Below are 17,291 nucleotides of genomic sequence, written 5' to 3' on the forward strand. Positions count from 1 at the left end.
GAGAAGGACAATGAAGCTACGAAGCAAAAGGGCTTTGACGGTGTTAGTAGCTACGGGAGTGGTTGCCGCAAGCGCAGCGCATGCTGGAGCGAGTGAGGCGAAGACACAGGCCGTCAGTCCAGCCGATTCCGCGAAAGTTTTGCGGCTGAATCTGTCGGATGAGCCGATGTCGATTGATCCGGCAGTGGCAGATGATCAGCATTCGCTCACTTTGGCGCGAGCCTTGTTTGACGGACTGGTTCGGATTGGTCCCGATGGGAAGTTGCAGCTTTCGCTGGCTGATAAAATGGAAGTGTCTGCTGATTTGAAGACGTACACCTTTCATTTGCGCGAGGCAAAATGGAGCAACGGCGATCCTGTCACCGCCCACGATTTTGAATACGCCTGGAAGCGCGTGCTCGATCCGAACACGGAAAGCAGCTACGCCTACCAGCTCTTTCCGATCCTGAATGCGGAAAAGGCCAACAGCGGCAAGGAGAAGCTGGATGCGGTAGGGGTAAAAGCGGTAGATGCGAAAACATTGCGCGTCATTTTGGAGCAGCCAACTCCTTACTTCGCGGAGCTGACTGCTTTTCCCGTCTTTTATCCGGTCAATCAAAAAGTAGTGGCTGCCAACCCGGCCTGGGCAGAGGAAGCTTCGACACATGTCGGAAACGGCCCGTACAAGCTCGCTTCCTGGAATCGTGACGACAAGCTGACCTTGAGCAAAAACGCGGGCTATTGGGATCAGGCGGCAGTCAAGCTGGACAAGCTCGACTTTTCCATCAGCAGAGGTGAGGATCAAGCGCTGGCCAAGTTTGATGCAGGCGAGGTGGACATGGCGGGTGCCCCGTTTGGCGAGCTGCCACTGCATGCTTTGCCGATCTTGCAAGAAAAAGGACTCCTGCATACGAAGCCGCTCGCAGCCGTTTACTGGTACAAGTTCAATACAGAGCAAGCGCCTTTTACCAATGCGAAAATTCGCAAAGCGTTCGCCTACGCATTGAATCGTCAGGCGATCGTTGATACGGTGCTCAAAGGAAACCAGGAGCCAGCTTTGACGGCAGTACCTGTCAGCGACAAAAACAAACAGCCAGCGTATTTCAAGGACAACGACCAGAAGTTGGCGAAAACGTTGCTCGCAGAAGGCATGAAAGAGCTGGGCCTGGCCAAGCTGCCGCCGATTGCGATATCGCTGAACCAATCTCCCGTTCACCAAAAGGTCGCTGTCGAGATTCAGCGTCAGTGGAAACAGACGCTAGGTGTGGAAGTCCAGCTGCAAGAGTTGGAGTGGAAAGTTTTTCTGGAAAACTTGCATAACGGCGACTACCAGATCGGGCGTTCCGGTTGGTTTGCGGACTATGCCGATCCAGCGAATTTTTTGGAGCTGTACAAGGAGAAAGACGGCGGTCTGAATGATACGAAATGGGAAAACAAAGCGTATCAGTCGCTGCTTCAGCAGGCGGCGAGCCAAGCCGATCCAGCCAAACGCCAGCAACTGCTCGCGCAGGCCGAGAAGCTCCTGATGGATGAAATGCCCGTCATCCCGATTTATTTTTACACAAACAACTGGGTGCAGGATAAAAAGGTGAAGGGCATCGTTATGGATGACCTTGGCTACCTCGATTTCAAATGGGCCTCGAAGGAATAAAAGCACGAAGGAAAACAGCAAGTCCCCTTTCCGCCGACAGGAAAAGGGGACTTTTTGCTGTGGTTCGCCATGCATTTTTTACGGCTCCCACGGACGTCTTGTGCCGAGCAAATCAGCGAGGTGCTTGCTGCGCTTGCGGCGTTGTTGGCGTGCTTCGGCTCTTTCGGCGGCTCCGTCGTGCAGAAAAATCTCCTCCTGGGTTTCCGCTACGACTTTGGGCACAGGGGTCGGGCGTCCGTCAGGGCCGATGGCGACGAAGGTGAGAAACGAGGTGGCACAGACGGTGCGTTTTCCGCTCAAAAGGTCTTCGGCAACGACTTTGACGAATACTTCCATGGACGTCTGGTGTGTCCAGGTGACGAACGCTTCGAGCGAAACTTCGTTGTCCACGCGGATCGGATGCAAAAAATCGACGGAATCGGTAGAAGCGGTCACGACTGGCCCGCGGGCGTGCTTCATCGCGGAAATGGCCGCGACGTCATCAATATGCGCCATCAGCCGTCCGCCAAACAGCGTATTGTGGTTGTTCGTATCGGGAGGCAGAACGTGGCTGGCTTTAAAAGTTCGGGACTCCCGGACAAAGCGCTCGATCGTCATGAGAAAACTTCCTTTCTTTTTGTCCCTGCAATTATGAATCATTGTAATATTCTCATATCTATTGTTCCACAAGTAGGATGGTTTTATCCATAGCAAAATGAGCATGACGAGCGCCTTTCCTGCAAACGATAGCAACTGGGCAGGAAAAACGTGGGTGATCGATACAAGGGAGCGGTTGCTATGGATAAGTACCTACATGATGTCAATGCTTTCCTCGCTGCGATCTACGAGCTTCCCGACAAGCTGGCAGGGGTGCTTGCCGTGATGCAGGCTCCGATTCGCGGCTTGACGAACACGCTAATCGTGACCAATGTCCTCTTGGGGTGTCTGGTCGTTACTTCGCTTGCGAATGTCTACATGCTGTGGAGGCAGGCAAAAAAGAACAAGTAGCGGACAACAAGCTTGCCAAAGGTGGCAGCGATAGCGTATACTTCTGGCAAAATCAGGATCAGTCGGATGCGCAAGTGTCGTATATTTTCCAGAAACCAGCGGAAGGGAGAGAGTCCAGATGAAAAAAAGATCGTTGCAGTCTTTGGCCAAAGGCATCGGCTACTCCACCGCTGTTTTCTTTGCTGCGGTTAACTGCGGGAGAAGTCTGTCCAAAAACGGATATACGAACGGGGAGCCTGTGAGTTAATCGCGCTTTTGCAGCTGGCAGCGGAGCAAATGCCACACCACAGGGGATGAACCTGTGGTGTTTTTTTATGCAAAAAAATAGCTGGGGCAAACCAGCCCTACAAGGGAGAGAAGAGCACGATGCACATGCATGGAGGCAACATTTACGTCCGCCTGGTCAAAGAGTCGGACGCGCAAGCGCTTTTGGAGCTTGAGGTGCGAAACCGCGAATTTTTTCAACTTTTTACCGGAAAGCGGGACGAACACTTTTATACGTTGCAAGGACAGCTCGAACGCATTCGCCAGTACATGACCTTATGCGCGGAGGATCGCGGGTACGTTTTCCTCGTGTGTTTGCCGCAGACGGATCAGGTGATCGGGGAAGTGATGCTTTCCGAGGTGGTGCGCTACAATCTGCAAAGCGGCTGGATCGGCTATTTCCTCGATCAGGAGCACAACGGAAAAGGCTTTATGACGGAGGCGGTCAAGCTCGTTGTCCGTTATGCGTTTGAGACATTGGACTTGCATCGGCTGGAAGCAGGGGTGATGCCGCACAATCTGGGTTCGATCAAGGTGTTGCTCAAATCGGGCTTTCACAAGGAAGGGCTCGCCCGCAAAAACGTGAAAATCAACGGGCGCTGGGAGGATCACCAGACGCTTGCGATCGTCAGGGAGGAGCCGGAAGAGTCGATCGAGCCATAAGTGCTGGTCCATTCGTCTGGGGAGCGGACGAATCGCTGCGTCATTTTGTCAGCAATCGCGGAAAGCGTGCCGAAAAGATGTCGGAAGATGAAGGAAAATGCAGGCGAATCACGAATTTTACTATCAGGCTAGATTTACCAATCTCGCTAACGATCTCTACACAAAAGGAGAACAAGAATCTTGCTTGCACGCGTAAAAAACAGTGTTATTGCTGCCTGCTGCCTGATTTTCCTGCTGCCGGCTTCCCTCGCGGAAGCAGCCACACATGTCGAGGTAACGGTTGATCAGTTGAATATTCGCGATACCCCAGGAACAACGACCCAGATCGTCGGCACGATATCCAAAGCAACACGTCTGCCAATCGTGCAGGGAACAAAAGACTGGACGCAAGTGAAGCTCGCCAATGGCAAGACTGGCTGGGTCAACAACAAGTATGTGAAATTGCTTGAAATTCCCCAAATTAAATACGTAAAAAGCAATGTGGATATGCTGAATGTGCGTACAGAGCCAAACGCCACCTCGCAAATTGTGCAAATCATTGACAAGAACGGAGTTTTCCTGCAAATGAAAAAGCAGGGGGAGTGGGCGCAACTCAAGCTGTCCGACCAAGCGAGCGGTTGGGTGAACGCACGCTTTTTGGTAGAAACGACGGCGCCAGCACCGAAACCAGCGCCAACTCCTGTTCCAACGCCGACACCGACGCCAGTGCCAACTCCGACGCCTGTCCCGGTTCCCGTTCCGCAGCCGACCCCCGTGCCGACCGTACCAGAAACACCAGGCGGATTGGGAGCAGGGCCGCTCGTTCTGAACGAGAGCTACGAGGTGTACGCAGCTCCTGATATTTTGGGAACGGTGATTGGACAAGTCAATGGCGGCACCACGATTACGCAATACGGTTATGCGGACGGTTGGTACACGATCGACTACTACGGCACCTACGCCTATATTTTCAAGCCGGTCGCGCAAGGGGGAACAGGCCAGACGACACAGCCGCCAGCAGTTGCTCCGGTTCCGGCAGAAGCGACGGTTCGCGTGAAAAACGCCGACACCAACCTGCGCAGCGGCCCCGGTACAGAATACGATGTCGTGGGCAACGTCCAGCCTGGTCAAACTTTTCCAATCGTGCAAACCGTAGGGCAATGGTACGCCATTCGCCTGCCAGACAACTCGGTTGCTTACATCGCCGGCTGGATTGTCGATCTGATTCCAGCTGCGGGTACGGGAACACCGACGCCAGGCTCCACAGGACCGACAACGGGAGTAGGCTACAATCAAGGCATGATCGGCAATGAAACGGTCTACATTTACCACACGCACAACCGCGAGTCATGGAGAAATGTAGCGCGCAATACACAGGGCAGCTCGGTGGACGATCCTGAGATCAACATTACGCTGGTAGGCAAGCGACTGGGCGAAATCCTGCAAGGAAAAGGCATCCCGTCGATGGTCAACCAGGACGACTTCGCGCAAAAACTGGCGGAGCAGAAAAAGAGCTACTCGATGTCCTACACCGAATCGTACAAAGCGGTTGCGGCAGCGGCGACGACCAGCCCGAATCTCAAGTACATTTTCGACATTCACCGGGATAGCGACGAGCCGCGCAGCAAAGTCGCCATCACGATCAACGGCAAAACGTATTCGCGCATGCTGTTTGTCATCGGGTCAGCCAACCCGAGCTATCTGGAGAACAAAAAGCTGGCCGATGCCCTTCATGCACGCCTGGAAGCATACTATCCCGGCCTGTCGCGCGGCGTCATTTTAAAAAGCAAAAACGAAGGAAACGGCGTGTACAACCAGTCCGTCTCGACGGGAAGTCTGCTTCTGGAGTTTGGCGGAACGAACAACACGCTGGAAGAATGCTACAATACGGCAGAGGCTTTTGCCGATGTGCTGGTCAACTACATGCTGGAGTCGCAAGTCGCCTTCAAGTAACTTGCAAGAAACCAAATGGTCGCGCCGTTTTTCGCTTACTGCGGCAGACAGGTTGGCGGGAAGCAGGCACATCCGTTTTCGCAAAAGCGCCGATACTTGTTTCCCATTTCACAAAAAGCAAGCACGATCCTTTTGCCAGCGGCGCAAGGCGGATCGTGCTTTTTTGTGCGACAGAACAGAGACAATCAGGCAGGAAGCGACAATAGATTGACGAGATACGGTCGGCGTACTACGATGGTAATTATTTGTTAGCCCGCTTGACCTTATCGCCTCTTTTGACAGTTGAGTGCTGATACGACGAAGCGGCTATTTTTCAGGAGGATAAGTATGGATGATCAGCAGGGCAATCATGCGCCGAGCCTGGCGGGGTTGCGCGATGATTTGCGAGCGGACTGTGAAAAATGTTTCGGACTGTGCTGTGTGGCGCTGCCTTTTGCCGCTTCTTCGGATTTTGCAATCAACAAAGACGCAGGTACCCCCTGTCGCAACTTGCAGGCCGATTTTCGCTGCGGGGTTCATCAAAGCTTGCGGCAGATCGGCTTTCGCGGCTGTACAGTCTACGATTGCTTCGGCGCAGGGCAAAAGCTTTCCCAAGAGACATACGGAGGGCGTGACTGGAGACAAGCGCCTGAGCTGGCAAGCCAGATGTACGGAGTTTTTCCGATCATGTGGCAGTTGCATGAGCTGCTTTGGTATTTGACGGAAGCGCTGACTTTTCATGCTGCCTGTTCCCTTCACGCGAAGCTGGACGATGTGTTGCGGGAGACGAAGCGGTTCACGGAGCTTGCTCCGGCAGAGCTTTTGCGGGTAGATGTACCTGCACATCGGGCAAAAGTAGGCGAGTTGTTGCGGGAGGCGAGCGAACTGGTGCGGACGGAAGCCTGTCGCAAGCAGAAAGGCGCACGCACCAAAGCGAGAAATGTGGGGCGGGGAGCCGATCTGATTGGCGCGAAGCTCAAAGGAGCCGATTTGCTGGGAGCGAACCTGCGCGGAGCCTACTTGATCGCGGCTGATTTGCGCGGCGCAAACTTGAGATGGGCCGACCTGATTGGCGCTGATCTGCGCGATACCGATTTGCGCGGCGCCGATCTGACGGACAGCCTGTTTCTCACCCAGGCCCAGCTCAACGCAGCGAAGGGCGATGCTGCCACGAAAATACCGCTCTCGTTTACGCGGCCTGAGCATTGGGCGTAAGCTTCTGGCACAACGTCATGATTGCAGGAGAAGGAGAAAAGCCCCGCATACAGCGAGGCTTTTTCCAAACAGGCAAACTGGCAATAAACCGATTTTTGCTTGCATTAAAATGGGATTCGCATGGTGTGAATCACATACTGATGCTTGGCTGCCCATGCGTGGAGTCCGTTCCAAAACCGCTCGCAGGCCGCGACGATTTTGCCCGAATCCGCCAAATCTCCAGCCATCACCATTGTCGCTATCTGGTCGTAGCCATCCGGTCGATCTGGCAGTTCCAACGATTCAGGCAGTACCTTGGCTCCTGTCGAATAGAACGTCTGCTGGTGCAGCCCGATCAGCATAGCGCCGTATTGGGCAAATTGCATGGCCAGGTAAGGGAGGTAAGTGCGGGGACCTTCCAGGTTGATATTCCTCAGCTTCCCGATGAACTCGTACATTTCACCTACAAGCACGCCGTTGATTGCTTGCGTGAACGCTTCTCTAGAAGGAGAGTGCGCTGCTTCTTTCAACGTTTGAAAAAAGCCTTTCGGATCATACAGACTCAGCGGGGCGAAAAAAGGACCATGGGTCAGCGGCCAGTCATCTTCGACAGTAGCAGCCATGTCCAAAAGCACATGTGCGCTGATGACATTCACTTCGGCTTTCCATGGTCCGGCAGACCATTCGTGGCTGAAATCCGTTTCTTCGCCTGACTCTTCCAGGACGCACAACATCTCTATATCAGAGAACGGGCCGTCTGTTCCGCGTGATACCGAGCCATAGACGCCGATCGCCAAGACTTTTTCGCCGTAAACCTCGTGCAATCGGGCGGCAATTTCCTTGCAGGTTTGCAGTCTTTCGGTGCGAGATATTTTTACTGGTCCATTCATGCTCATTTGTATACATCTCCCTTGAGTTTAAGTTTAATTGGGGGGAATGGGACAAATGCTCACGAATGGAGGGCCGCGGGCTTAACGAGGGATGTTTTTTGGATGCATGAGCAATCTCCTCCAACAACAGAAAAGGTAGGTTCCTATTTATACGCTACTTTAACTTGACTACCATGTTTTTACAATATATTTTGACCAGGCGTATCCAGTAAAGACCGAATGCCCTTATCATGCAAAAAGAAGACGCTGTTACACGTCTTCTTCTTTTGTTTCTTCGGAAGCGTTGAACCCGATCCGCTTGGGCGGGTTTGCCGGGTCTGCTTTGTTGACTGCCATCAACAGAAAGCTGATTTGCGAGATGTGCTGGATGAGTTCGACTGGGGCGCCTGCTTCTGTTGTTCCGAAAAAACGAATCAGACTGGGATTGAAATAGCCGATCCCTTCTACGCGCAAGGTGATATTTTGGCCGAACGATACCAGCCGCATCCCGACTTCATGCTGTTCATCCAGGGATATCTCAAATTCGGCAATCATTTGAATTAAGCGCTTGTGAAATTCGCTCGCAAGATTTTGATCGGGCTGGACCTCAAATACAGGAAGCTCTTTCGTTTTCACAGCATTTGGGGATGTAGGTAAGCTATACTCGTTGGCTGCCATAGCAATACCCCCTTTTTACAAACATTATAATCTATGAAAATAGTTTGAAAAAGGTTAAATTTTGTTTGGATGAAAAAGGGAAACTCTTTGGCAGGAAAGGAGTTTCCTTCGATTCTAGCGATTGTCGACTCTTCGGATACAAACTATATGCCTTAAACCAGTGATGTATAAGGGTTAAGGGTTTCGTACTTGTCAAAACGTGTCTAGAAGGCTTTTGAGTTGATTTTATCTGCATTCTAAAAGCGGAGCGGGAGCCCTCCTATGGACTATGAGTCCGGGAAGGGCAATTTAATTATTTATCATATAGCTTAAGTAAAATAAATATCAAAGCCCAGAATATACCTCCAAGTAATATGTTGCTATCTCCTCCAAAGAATAACCCAGTAAAAAATCCCAAAACTATAATCATGAGTATTTCTAATAATTTGAACATTTTTGTTTATATTCCTTTTTTTGGATTTTATGTATATAATAACACAGAAAAACAAAATGGTAAAAGGTGGTATTTTCATGAAGAAGTTGTCATCTTTTTTGTGTGTCTGCTTGGCTACGACATTAGTGTTCACTCCTGGAATTAGTGACAATCTATTAGCAAAAGAACGACTAAAAAAAATGAATATAGTTGAAATCTCATTAGATGAGTCGCATTCCTCAAAATCGTTAAAAACATTAAGTAATGATGATAGCGAAGAAATTTATTACTTCATCCATAATGAAGGTGAAGAAATAGATCCCAAAGATATAAAGGATTATATTAAGACTGAACTCAAAATAAATCGTTCGTCTGAAGATGAAGGAGTTCCACCAAAATTGATGGGGGTAGGTGTCTATAAACAAAGTGGTACTAGACACGTTGATTATATCTTTGATCAACTAGATGAAGTCCCTTTAGAAGAAATTCGTGAAGAAATTCAAGAAAAAGTTGAACTTGCTGAAAATAAAGGCGCAAGGAATATGAATTCATTAAAAGCCTCAGCAAGTTCTGATGATGATACTTATTCCGATTCTTACACATACAGAGTGAGAGATAATAACCGAAACACATTAGCGGGTGTTTATACTAGCAACGTAGATTATACAAGAAGAGGTATATCAACATTAAGTGGCAAGAAAGTATCTGTTTGGGATGTTAAGTTTTTCAATCAAACAGAGCCTATGAATGATTATCAAACTCGTGAATTAGCAATGAGATACAGACATCTTGGTGATGAAATTGACGAACAAACAATCCGCTCATATGGACCATATACCACTGACACAGACACTTCGGTTATTGTTGGATTGTCAGGGTTAGTTCCCTCGGTGAGTTGGACTTTCAACAGGAAATCAGCAAATATTATTGATGAATCAAGCCTTTCATCTCACTATACTAAGTGGGTTGTTGATTTTGCTTTAGGTACTCAGACTGCAAAGAAAAACTATGTTTATGAACCAGGTGTTCGTGTGACCAATAACGATGCAGGAATAGTTTTTAGACATAACCATTATATTAATTATTATAGAAATCTTGATTCTCAAGCGAAACTAAACAGTGGGACCATTGAATTGATTTTGACAGATTTATAAGAAAATTTGCTAGAAGGATATTAGTGCTACATTTATTTGATGACGATTTGACTTAGTTATAACGGAATCCCTACTATTTAGTAGGGATTTTTTGTAGTTGTCTTACCTAGTCAAAACTAAAAATAGTCCTCACTGCTTGGGGCATTTTCTATCTAAATATATACCTCGGCAGCGACGGTCAAAGAAAAACCCTTGCATATCAAGGGTTTTCTCACTCTAACCAACATCAACCTCTACCGATTATCCACTTTCTCCGGGTACATATCATGGTTCATCAAGCGATAGCTGGCCATCTCTTCGTACTTTGTTCCCGGCTTGCCGTAGTTGCAATACGGGTCGATCGAGATGCCGCCGCGCGGGGTGAATTTGCCCCACACCTCGATGTATTTCGGGTCCATCAGCTTGATCAGGTCGTTCATGATCACGTTCACGCAATCCTCGTGAAAATCGCCGTGGTTGCGGAAGCTGAACAGGTACAGCTTGAGCGATTTGCTCTCGACCATTTTGATATCCGGGATGTAGCTGATGTAGATCGTAGCAAAATCCGGCTGTCCGGTGATCGGACACAGACTGGTGAACTCCGGGCAGTTGAACTTGACGAAGTAGTCGCGGTACGGGTGCTTGTTGTCAAAAGACTCCAGTACACTCGGGTCGTATGAATAGTTGTAGGTCGTTCCCTGGTTGCCCAGCAGGGTGAGGGAAGACAGGTCGCGTTGTTGTTCGTTCATTGGTTTCTCATCCTCGCTTCTTTTCATCTATAATCCAATCCTGGCTTTTCATTTACACGCCTACACGCCGCGCTTGTTTCCCCAGACCAGGGCGTGGAGCTGCGGCAGCACTTTCGCGTCGTTCAAATCGGGGGCGGCCATCGCCTGGTCGATCAGCCATTCAAAGCTTTCCAATAGCTTTTCTCTCAGTTCGTGCGTGTCCGCGCTGACGAGATCGCTATTTCCCGGCTGGAGGAAAAAAGGAACCGCCGGATACCGCCGATGGATGTCGCGCGCATATGCGAAGTCGGCGTCGTCAAACACGACGACCTTCAGGCTCAGCCCCGGATGCTTTTGCTCCGTCAGAGCGCCCACGATGCGATCGAGCACGGCGTAATCCGTGTTCATGCCAGAGCTGGGCGGCTTCGGAGAAATCGTGATGTCGTCGATCAGCGGCAGCCATTCCTGCCAGCGGCTTCCTTGTGTCTCCAGCGCCGTGCGAATGCCGCGTTCCTTTAAAAACGAGACAAGCTCGCCCATGCCTGCGAGAAGCGCCGGGTTGCCGCCAGAGATGGTGACATGGGAAAAACGGTCTTGGCCCAGACGCGTTAGCTCTGCCCAGACTTCCTCGACGGACAACTGCTTGATTTCATCGCGCGCCGAGCCGTCCCACGTAAAGGCGGAGTCACACCAGCTACAACGGTAGTCGCAGCCAGCGGTGCGGACGAACATCGTCTTTTGCCCGATGACCATGCCTTCCCCTTGAATCGTCGGGCCGAAAATTTCCAGAACGGGAATGCTCACTCCATCATCCACTCCCGTCTCGCCTCGGCGTAGCTCGTCGGCGTTTCAAACAGGCGGACAAATTCGACGCGGGCACCGCGGTAGCGGTCGCGATAGACGTCAGATTGAAGCTGCTGCTCCATTTGCTCAAACAGCCAGACGACCATGTTTTCTGCCGTGGTGTTCATCGGCGGCAGCATTTCATTCAGGTAGCGGTGATCCAAGTAAATCTCGATATGTTCCTTCCAGATTTGCTTGATGTCGCCGAAGTCGATGACCAGCCCGATTTCATCCGGGTAGCCGCTGATGCCAAACACGACGTGGTACGTGTGTCCGTGCAAGTTTTTGCATTTGCCTTCGTAGGCGTGCAGATGGTGGGCGGCGTCAAACGTAAACTCCTTGCTCACCAGCACGCGCTTGTTGTGGTAGCGCAGCTGCGATTGTTGAATATGGGTGCCAAGTGTCTGCATGCGGTCGACGATGCGAAAGTCAAAGTTTGCGCTCATCAGACGTTGGCCCCGGATTGAGTTTTTTCGGAAAGATACTTGTCCAGTCCGGCTTTTCGCAGGTGGCAGGCAGGGCATTCGCCGCAGCCGTCGCCTTTGATGCCGTTGTAGCAGGTGAGGGTTTTTTCGCGGATATAGGTGAAGGCACCCAGTTCATCCGCCAGCTTCCACGTTTGCGCCTTGTCGAGCCACATGAGCGGCGTATGGATCACAAACGGATAATCCATGGACAGGTTAAGCGTCACATTGAGCGATTTGACAAACGCATCGCGGCAATCGGGATAGCCGCTAAAATCCGTTTCGCAAACGCCAGTAACCAAATGCCGCGCTCCTTTTTGCTTGGCGAAAACGCCTGCAAAAGACAGGAACAACAGATTGCGCCCGTCGACAAATGTGGATGGAAGCTGGCCTTCCTCCTGGGTGATGTTGATGTCTGTGCGGGTTAGTGCATTGGGAGCGAGTTGATTCAACAGGCTCATGTCCAATACGGTGTTGGCTACGCCCAACTCCCGGGCGATCTCTTTGGCACACTCGATTTCCAGCTTGTGCCGCTGCCCGTAGTCAAACGTAATCGTTTCTACTTCGCCGAATTGCTGCTTGGCCCAGAACAGGCAAGTGGTGCTGTCCTGACCTCCACTGAACACAACGACGGCTTTTTCCTTTTTCATGCTCTCCATCTCCTTCAGTATCGTAATGGAAGAAAGAGAGTTCTTGAACTTGCTCCTGCAAAAAAACAAAACAATACCAAGGGATCGGTACTGTTGTCCACCTTAGTTTTTTATAGAGGGAGTTCGCGAACCTCTCCCGCGCCAGTCGCGCGGATTTCGTATGCGATTGATGGCGGCTGCCATCCTGAGCCATTATACTATAGATTGGCCTGCCGTGGGCAATCGGCAACGAAAAAACGATTGACGGAATATGGTGTCACTGCTAGTATTTTTTAATAACACCAATGGAGAAAATCAGCGTATAAAAAGACGGATAATTCTGGTTTTAATACTTTAAATGAATGAATTTTTACCTTTATTACAATCAATTATCCTGCGAATGGAATAATTAGAAAAATAGAACAGAACGGGTGAGAATAATGCGGGATGTCCCATTAGTAGAAGAGTATCGCGGAGGTATATTGGAAAATGTTCATTCAGGCATCGTTTGCGGCGTGGATGAGCACGGCCAGGTCATTTATTCGGCAGGAGATGTGATGCATGTTGCCTTGCTGCGTTCCGCTGCCAAACCGTTTCAGGCGCTTCCGGTAGCGAGGCAAAAAATTGACGAAAGATTCGGTCTGACAAGTCGGGAAGCGGCGCTGTTCGCGGCTTCTCATCGCGGTGAAGCCTATCATCTGGAAGGGCTGGAATCGCTTTTGGCCAAAACGGGCATTCGCGAAGACGAACTTTTAACCTGCCCGACGTATCCATTAAATGAAGCGCCCAAGTTCGCCTGCTTGTCCCAAGGTGTAGCCAAGCGCAGACTTTTTCACAACTGCGCAGGAAAGCATCTGGGCTTTTTGGCGTTGTCCAAGGAACGCGGCTATACGACCAGCGATTACTACAAGCAGGAGCATCCGGCCCAGCAGGAGGCCCTGGCAGCTTTTTCCAGTCTCGCCGAGTACCCGCAGGAGCACATCGGCCTTGCTGTCGACGGTTGCGGCTTTCCTGTTTATGCCCTGCCACTCAAGCATTTGGCGATCGCTTATTTGAAGCTGGCCTGTCCCGACCTGATTGCGGAACAAGAAAATCGCCAGGCGGTTGAAAAAGTGACGGGCTGGATGACGGCCCACCCGGAAATCATCGCCAGCCACCAATTCATCTGCACAGCTCTGCTGACCGATCCGAACATTATTGCCAAAGGCGGCGCGATGGGCGTATACGGTTTTGCGCTGAAAAAGGAGCGAATCAGCTTTTCGCTGAAGGTACTGGACGGTTCAGAGCTGGTTTGGCCGCTCGTCATCGCCAACATTTTGGAGCAGATCGATTACAACAACAAGGAGACCATTGCCAGGTTGCATGCGTTGGCCCCGAAAGAAATCGTCAACGATAACCAGTTGGTCGTCGGGGAAAAGCGGCCCGTGTTCGTTCTGGAAAAATGCTAGGCGCGCACTTGCGCAACGGTGGCGACGCTCAGTACAATGTCCATAAAAGCTACGGACGAGAGGAGAAATCACATGCTGGTGGAAGTGATTGCGACTTCGGTGGAGGATGCAAAACGCGCAGAGCGAGGCGGCGCAGATCGGCTAGAGCTGATTTCCGGCATTTTGGAGGGAGGGCTTACGCCAAGCTGGGGCTTGATCGAAGCGGCGGTCAAGGCTGTCTCCATTCCTGTCAATGTCATGGTGCGGCCGCACAGCCAATCTTTTTGCTATACCAAAGACGAGCTGCGTGTCATGAAAGAAGATGTGCGCGTCGTCCGCGAGCTAGGGGCGGCAGGTGTTGTTTTTGGCATGTTGACGCCAGACAAGCAATTGGATCGTGACGGACTGGAGCTGTTGCTGGAAGAAGCAAACGGCCTGAACGTGACTTTTCACCGGGCTTTTGACGAAGCGGTGAGCCAGCTTGGAGCTTTGGACATCTTGTTGCAATATCCGCAAGTAAAGACGATCCTGACTTCCGGGGGAAAACGTACAGCCATGGAAGGCGCAGATTGCATCGCGGAGCTGGTGCGCAAAACGGAAAACTCGACTCTGTCCATTTTGGCAGGGAGCGGGCTGTCCGCGACGAATGCGCCCGAGCTGATCGGGCTGACTGGCGTCCGAGAGGTTCATTTCGGTACCGCAGCCAGGGAAGAGGGGCAAGCTTTGCGCTATGTGGACAGCGAGCGAGTCGCTGCGATCAAGCGAGCATGCCTGTCAAAAGAATAGAAGAAAGACATGAAAACAAGCCGCCCCCTCACTTTTGCAGAGGAGTCGGCTTGTTTTGCAGTCGCTGCCTGATGTGGTACCAGACGACGAGTAGCAACGGGTAGGCAACCGCCACAGAAAAATCAAAGAGCGGCCAAAATGTGTAGGCTTGAAGCAAAAATGTTTCATTCGGCAAAAGGATGATGGCGCCCACGACAAACAGCAGACAAGTAGGATAGGTGAGTAGCTGGTATTCCTTCAGTTTCAAAAGCTGCTGAATGCCTACGCAAAAGCCGTACATGTACAAGACGACCTTGAAATAAATCGAAACGAACCACATCAGTGCCATCATGGCTTCCTGCCGCTGAAAAAACTCACCGACATGAACCCGCTTCGCCAGCGAGTAACTGGGGAAATTGTCTGTAGCAGTCAACACCGGACCGAGCACCAAAAGCGTCATCAAAATGATCGTGATCAGGCAGATTCCGCCGTAGATCGCTCCCCGCAAAAAAGCAGAAGTGAGCTTTTGCGGGACATCGACGAAAGGGGTAATCATTAAAAAGACGATCAGCTCTGTATACGGGTAGGCGATCACAGAAAAAGAGCCGCTGATGACAGGGGCAAGCCCGTTTTCCAGAACGGGCTGCAAGTTGCGAAGGGAAAACTGTGGTACCAACAAGAAAAAAAACGAGAGAAAAGTAAAGACGAACCAGAGATAAAAAATCTCACTCGTCCGCGCGAAAGTCTCCAAGCCGAGGCGCACACCGAACAGGGAGCACGCCACGAGAAGGATGACGACGGCAACGCTCGGTGTTTCCTTCAAAATTTGCGCGGTCATGAAATCGCCGATGGCACGCACGTAAACAGAGCCGTTGATCAGCAGCGTGAAAAGGAACATGATGGATAAAGCCGTACCGAGCCAACGCCCGAAAATGAGTATGTTTTTCCCGATCAGCGTGTGCTCCTGGTGCAAACGGCTGATTATGCAATACAGATAGATGACAGCCAGGCCAACCAATACACCAATGATGCTGGAAAGCCAACTGTCGTAGGAGGCCTCTTTCGCTACGGCTGCCGGCAAGATCAGAATCGAATCTCCGACCGTAATCAGGGTAACCAGAATGGTGAATTGGCGCGTGCCGATCGTTCCGGGCTTCTGCATGAGGTTTCACCTTCAGTGGAGTGATCTCCCTATTATTTCCAAGCGGGTAGCGGGACAAACGACCGCGTCCCGGAAGATCAGCTGAACCCGTTCTTGTAACTTGTAAGGAATGTTTTTGGAATTGTATGATAATAGAAAGGCGGTTGTGTTCGACTTTTACAGGAGGGATGGAGAGCGGTGGAGCTGGAGAAACGTTTGTCAAAGATCGTGCAGGAAGCGGCAGGGACATGGGGAGTCGTAGTAAAAGAGCTGGCGGTGCCGCAGGGAATCTGTTTTGAGCACCAACCGGACGAGCTGTTTATTGCCGAAAGTGTCATCAAGGTTCCGATTATGGCAGCGGTTTACGCGGCCTGTGAGCAGGGCAAAGCCCGGATCGAGGATCAGCTCCCTTTGCGCAAAGAGGATTTGGTAGGCGGATCAGGCTTTTTGTACGCGCTCTCGCCAGGCTTGAAGCTGTCCATACGCGATCTGGTTACGCTGATGATTATTCAGAGCGACAACACAGCGACGAATATGCTGATCGATTTTGTGGGAAAAGAGCTGATTGATCAGACGATGCGTGAGCTGGGAATGGAGCGAAGTTACTATTCGCGCAAGGTGATGATTTATCCGCAGGACGTGACGGCCAACAACATGATTACGGCAGGGGATGTGGCGCGGATGCTGGAGCATATCGTTTCTGGCAGCGGATTTTCCCGGGCGGCGCGTACAGAAATGATTGCGATTATGAACAAGCAGCAAGTGCTGAACGGTTTGCCGTCCCAACTGCCGTCCGCGAGCAATCAGGATGGCTTGCCTGGCTGGGAATTGGCGTGCAAATCCGGTTGGGACACAGGCAGGCAGCACGACGTCGGGATACTTTTCGTAGAGGGGCGACAGTTTGCGATTGCCGCCTTGTCGCAGGATGTAACGCCCGAGGCAGCTTTGCACACGCTTGGCTTGCTGGGCAGGGCTGTGTACGATTATGCCGTGGCTTAAACCGATGATAAGGTTGCAGCAGTTGTTTGGTTAATAAAAAGGGAGCCCTTTTAGCGGGTTCCCTTTTTTATTGCTAGTTTCCGTTATGCTTGCTCACATGACTTCTTTTAACTGAACAGGATCGATTTTGACCAGCGTTTCAAAACGGTTGGGGGTATCAGCGTGCACATGCTCTTTGACGATCCCCATTTTCGCCAGGAGTCGCAAGCTGGTGTAGACCGTTGAGAGTGTGATGCTGGGCATTTCGTTTTTCAAGGCATGGTAAACGTCTTTGGCTGTAGGGTGTTGCTGGGACATCAGCATATAGCGCAAGACGGCGCGTCTTTGAATCGTCAGGCGTTTTCCGAAGTGTTTGATCTGGTTTGTGACACTGGCCAGTTGTTCATCCATCACAGGTCACCTCTTTTTTTGATAATAATTATTACTTGATTATAATTATCGATTTGTTTGTGCGGCTAGTCAATCTCTTTTTTCTAGAAAGAAGCCCAACTCTCGTGCATGTTTGCTGTGCTTCAGCAAATGTTACTGAGAAGGAAGGAGCGGAAATGGGGGTT

General features: G+C 50.9%; 18 protein-coding genes, 1 pseudogene and 1 riboswitch. Of the genes and pseudogenes, 10 read left to right on the forward strand and 9 right to left on the reverse strand.

The window, feature by feature from the left end; translation table 11 throughout:
• Positions 1-10: 10 nt before the first annotated feature.
• Positions 11-1,630 carry a peptide ABC transporter substrate-binding protein gene (locus tag IRJ17_RS10940; protein ID WP_242774646.1) on the forward strand — a complete coding sequence of 540 codons (1,620 nt, stop codon included), beginning with the start codon at positions 11-13 and terminating at the stop codon, positions 1,628-1,630.
• 78 nt (positions 1,631-1,708) lie between these two features.
• Here the strand turns inward: IRJ17_RS10940 and IRJ17_RS10945 are convergent, their stop codons facing one another.
• The gene (locus IRJ17_RS10945) at positions 1,709-2,227 is read right to left on the reverse strand and encodes an acyl-CoA thioesterase (RefSeq protein ID WP_122964716.1); all 519 of its coding nucleotides are present in this window, start codon (positions 2,225-2,227) and stop codon (positions 1,709-1,711) included.
• 180 nt (positions 2,228-2,407) lie between these two features.
• On the opposite strand from IRJ17_RS10945, the gene IRJ17_RS10950 reads away from it, so the two are divergent.
• From IRJ17_RS10950 to IRJ17_RS10965, 5 genes and pseudogenes are all read left to right on the forward strand, one after another.
• A complete protein-coding gene (locus IRJ17_RS10950) occupies positions 2,408-2,617 on the forward strand; it encodes a hypothetical protein (RefSeq protein WP_122964717.1) in 210 nt (69 codons plus the stop codon).
• Positions 2,618-2,735: 118 nt separating this feature from the next.
• Entirely contained in the window at positions 2,736-2,864 is a 129-nt protein-coding gene (locus IRJ17_RS28145) for a hypothetical protein (RefSeq protein WP_255679161.1), read from the forward strand.
• Positions 2,865-2,983: 119 nt separating this feature from the next.
• Positions 2,984-3,535, forward strand: a pseudogene (locus IRJ17_RS10955) (GNAT family N-acetyltransferase); the annotation flags it as partial.
• 189 nt (positions 3,536-3,724) lie between these two features.
• Positions 3,725-5,476, forward strand: coding sequence for a stage II sporulation protein P (spoIIP, locus tag IRJ17_RS10960; protein WP_242774649.1), 1,752 nt, complete (start codon positions 3,725-3,727; stop codon positions 5,474-5,476).
• Positions 5,477-5,803: 327 nt separating this feature from the next.
• Positions 5,804-6,670 carry a pentapeptide repeat-containing protein gene (locus IRJ17_RS10965; protein WP_242774652.1) on the forward strand — a complete coding sequence of 289 codons (867 nt, stop codon included), beginning with the start codon at positions 5,804-5,806 and terminating at the stop codon, positions 6,668-6,670.
• A 104-nt stretch (positions 6,671-6,774) separates the two neighbouring features.
• Here the strand turns inward: IRJ17_RS10965 and IRJ17_RS10970 are convergent, their stop codons facing one another.
• On the reverse strand, positions 6,775-7,545 hold the full coding sequence (locus IRJ17_RS10970; RefSeq protein WP_242774654.1) for an ANT(4')-I family aminoglycoside nucleotidyltransferase: 771 nt from the start codon (positions 7,543-7,545) through the stop codon (positions 6,775-6,777).
• A gap of 243 nt (positions 7,546-7,788) precedes the next feature.
• Positions 7,789-8,196 carry a DUF6173 family protein gene (locus tag IRJ17_RS10975; RefSeq protein ID WP_242774656.1) on the reverse strand — a complete coding sequence of 136 codons (408 nt, stop codon included), beginning with the start codon at positions 8,194-8,196 and terminating at the stop codon, positions 7,789-7,791.
• Positions 8,197-8,706: 510 nt separating this feature from the next.
• Between IRJ17_RS10975 and IRJ17_RS10980 the strand changes: the two genes are divergently transcribed.
• Positions 8,707-9,762, forward strand: a complete 1,056-nt coding sequence (locus IRJ17_RS10980) for a hypothetical protein (protein ID WP_242774658.1) — start codon at positions 8,707-8,709, stop codon at positions 9,760-9,762.
• Between the two features lie 233 nt (positions 9,763-9,995).
• Here the strand turns inward: IRJ17_RS10980 and queF are convergent, their stop codons facing one another.
• From queF to queC, 4 genes are read right to left on the reverse strand one after another with little or no spacing between them, the layout of a single operon-like run.
• Positions 9,996-10,490 carry a preQ(1) synthase gene (queF, locus tag IRJ17_RS10985; protein ID WP_063230924.1) on the reverse strand — a complete coding sequence of 165 codons (495 nt, stop codon included), beginning with the start codon at positions 10,488-10,490 and terminating at the stop codon, positions 9,996-9,998.
• 60 nt (positions 10,491-10,550) lie between these two features.
• Entirely contained in the window at positions 10,551-11,222 is a 672-nt protein-coding gene (gene queE / locus IRJ17_RS10990) for a 7-carboxy-7-deazaguanine synthase QueE (protein WP_229049965.1), read from the reverse strand.
• A gap of 47 nt (positions 11,223-11,269) precedes the next feature.
• On the reverse strand, positions 11,270-11,758 hold the full coding sequence (gene queD, locus IRJ17_RS10995) for a 6-carboxytetrahydropterin synthase QueD (protein ID WP_122964725.1): 489 nt from the start codon (positions 11,756-11,758) through the stop codon (positions 11,270-11,272).
• On the reverse strand, positions 11,758-12,426 hold the full coding sequence (gene queC / locus IRJ17_RS11000; RefSeq protein ID WP_122964726.1) for a 7-cyano-7-deazaguanine synthase QueC: 669 nt from the start codon (positions 12,424-12,426) through the stop codon (positions 11,758-11,760). The genes queD and queC overlap by 1 nt, the downstream gene beginning before the upstream one ends.
• A gap of 96 nt (positions 12,427-12,522) precedes the next feature.
• Positions 12,523-12,566: riboswitch (PreQ1 riboswitch) on the reverse strand.
• 279 nt (positions 12,567-12,845) lie between these two features.
• On the opposite strand from queC, the gene IRJ17_RS11005 reads away from it, so the two are divergent.
• Together IRJ17_RS11005 and IRJ17_RS11010 are read left to right on the forward strand one after the other, a co-directional pair.
• A complete protein-coding gene (locus IRJ17_RS11005; protein WP_242774660.1) occupies positions 12,846-13,853 on the forward strand; it encodes an asparaginase in 1,008 nt (335 codons plus the stop codon).
• 72 nt (positions 13,854-13,925) lie between these two features.
• On the forward strand, positions 13,926-14,618 hold the full coding sequence (locus tag IRJ17_RS11010) for a copper homeostasis protein CutC (RefSeq protein WP_242774662.1): 693 nt from the start codon (positions 13,926-13,928) through the stop codon (positions 14,616-14,618).
• A gap of 28 nt (positions 14,619-14,646) precedes the next feature.
• Here the strand turns inward: IRJ17_RS11010 and IRJ17_RS11015 are convergent, their stop codons facing one another.
• Positions 14,647-15,759: a GerAB/ArcD/ProY family transporter gene (locus IRJ17_RS11015; RefSeq protein WP_173597619.1), complete on the reverse strand. Its 1,113-nt coding sequence runs from the start codon at positions 15,757-15,759 to the stop codon at positions 14,647-14,649.
• Positions 15,760-15,936: 177 nt separating this feature from the next.
• Between IRJ17_RS11015 and IRJ17_RS11020 the strand changes: the two genes are divergently transcribed.
• Entirely contained in the window at positions 15,937-16,737 is an 801-nt protein-coding gene (locus IRJ17_RS11020) for a serine hydrolase (protein WP_173597620.1), read from the forward strand.
• A gap of 93 nt (positions 16,738-16,830) precedes the next feature.
• Here IRJ17_RS11020 and IRJ17_RS11025 read toward each other — a convergent pair whose 3' ends face one another.
• On the reverse strand, positions 16,831-17,127 hold the full coding sequence (locus IRJ17_RS11025; RefSeq protein WP_173597621.1) for a Fur family transcriptional regulator: 297 nt from the start codon (positions 17,125-17,127) through the stop codon (positions 16,831-16,833).
• Positions 17,128-17,291: the final 164 nt, after the last annotated feature.

Origin of the sequence: Brevibacillus parabrevis (assembly GCF_022701015.1) — a bacterium.
Lineage (GTDB): Bacteria > Bacillota > Bacilli > Brevibacillales > Brevibacillaceae > Brevibacillus > Brevibacillus parabrevis.